This is a genomic window from Microbacterium sp. Leaf351 (assembly GCF_001423825.1).
GTDB classification, from domain to species: domain Bacteria; phylum Actinomycetota; class Actinomycetes; order Actinomycetales; family Microbacteriaceae; genus Microbacterium; species Microbacterium ginsengisoli.
In genome coordinates this window covers 12,782-14,635 of record NZ_LMPK01000007.1, presented here as the reverse complement: position 1 = coordinate 14,635, position 1,854 = coordinate 12,782, and the positions used below count along the sequence as shown (strand labels likewise).

Genomic DNA, 1,854 nt, shown 5'->3' with positions numbered 1-1,854 from the left:
CCCGCCTGCGCAAGAAGCTCGGCGACCCGTCCGGCGACCCCCGATGGATCGCATCGGTGCGAGGCGTCGGCTACCGCTTCCTCCCCGCGACCGCCGAGATCGGCGACAACCGCAACGAGGATCGCATGCGTGCCGCCCTGGCCCGCCTGACCTCCCAGACCGACGCGCTCGGCGCCCTCGCCGACGCGCTCGCTGCGGCCGGCAGTGTCGATGCGGTCGCCGACACGACGGTCACCTGGGCCGTGTCGCGCGGATTCGCCGACGCCTCGACCGTCTTCCGCCTCGACGGCGGCACGAGCGACGACCCCCGGGCGACCCTCATCGCGAGCGCCGGGATGTCGGCCCGTTGGCGGCAGACGATCGCCACGGGCCATCCGGTCAACAACGCGTTCATCGGATCGCACGTGTACCGCAGCGGGCAGACCGTGCAGCTCAGCGACATGTCGAACCTGTCGGGGCGCTTCCCGGTGACCGCCCGCATGTCGACGGCCGAGGACCTGCACGCGTGCGTGCTCTTCCCCCTGCACACCGGCGGCCGCATCTGGGGCGATCTCGCGTTCCTCAGCCGCTCGCCGAAGGCCTTCAGTCCGGCGGTGGCGGGCTTCTTCCGCACGGTGGCGACGATCGTGTCGCTCGCGCTCGGGGCGGTCTCGCCCACGGCCGCCGTCGGACTCGACCCCCGGGAGGCGTCGCGTGCGTGAGGTGACCGACGCCGAGGTGCGTGCCGCGGTCGACGACCGCGCGCTCGTGGATGCGTGCACGGCAGCCCTCGCCGCCCTCGGGCGCGGTGAGGCGTCGCAGGCCGCGAAGCAGATGCTCCCCGCTGCGGGCGGCGGCTTCTTCCTGTCGATCTCGGCGGTGGTCCCGGCGCTCGGCTGGGCGATCTCGAAGTGGGCGTCGTACGTTCCCGCCGAGGGCGGCGCCGGACGCTCGACGTCGACGATCCTCGCGGGTCCCGCCGACGGCTCGGCGCCGACCGCGGTGCTGCGCGGCATGCTGCCGACGCGGCTGCGCACCGCGGCGGCGGCCGTCGCCGCGATCGAGGCGCTGGGGCGCGCGGATGCCGCCTCCCCCGTCGCGCTCCTCGGGTTCGGTCCGACCAACCGGGCCGTCGCCGACATGCTCGCCACTCTCCACGGTGTGCGGTCGTGGCGGGTGCTCGTGCGCTCGGACGCCGCAGGCGACCGTGCGCGTGCGGCGCTCCCGGGTGAGGTCGTCGTCGGAGGCAGGGACGCCCTGGCCGACGCCGTGCTCGCGGTGAGCGCGACGGGCGCCGGCGGCGCGGTGGCATCCGTCGCAGATCTCGCCCCGGGCGCGGCCGTCGTCTGCCTCGACGGCGCCCGCGTGTGGGAGACCGCTCACGCGACTCTGATCGACGACCGCAGCACCGCGCACGAGGTGGGCGGGCTCGCGCGCCTCGTCGCGGGACTCGATCCGGCGCCCGACGGGGCGGTGCTGATCGATCAGGCCGGTTCGGCGGTCACCGACGTGGCGCTGGCGAGCGTGGCCCTCGGCGAGCCGCAGAACGTGAGGGACCGATGGTGAGCCGCACCGGGTGGACCGCGACGGCGCTCACCGTCGTCGGCGCGTTCTCGGCGCTGCCGAGCGCGTTCTACACGCACATCGTCTCGGCGACCGGCACGCCCTGGGCGACCGCGCTGCTCTTCTCCGGCCACGGACTCGCGTCGATCGGCGGCATGACCGTCGCCGCGCGCGCCGCCCGACGGCGGAGCCTGGTGGCGATCGTGGTCGTGGCTGTCGTGCTGGATGCCGCGGGCGCCGCGCTGCTGGTGATCGCGCCGCTCGACCAGCTCGGGGTGCTTCTCGCGGCGCGCGTCGTCTGCGGGGCCGCGC

General features: G+C 75.3%; 3 protein-coding genes. All 3 read left to right on the top strand.

Annotated features, from left to right (window positions below; genetic code table 11):
- A partial coding sequence (locus ASG00_RS14275; RefSeq protein WP_156456182.1) for a GAF domain-containing protein occupies positions 1–701 on the top strand: 701 nt, incomplete at its 5' end.
- 1 nt (position 702) lies between these two features.
- Positions 703–1,545, top strand: coding sequence for a hypothetical protein (locus ASG00_RS02600; protein WP_211255135.1), 843 nt, complete (start codon positions 703–705; stop codon positions 1,543–1,545).
- Positions 1,539–1,854, top strand: a 316-nt coding sequence (locus tag ASG00_RS15160; protein ID WP_162238328.1) for a hypothetical protein, incomplete at its 3' end; no start/stop codon positions are given. The genes ASG00_RS02600 and ASG00_RS15160, both read left to right, overlap by 7 nt.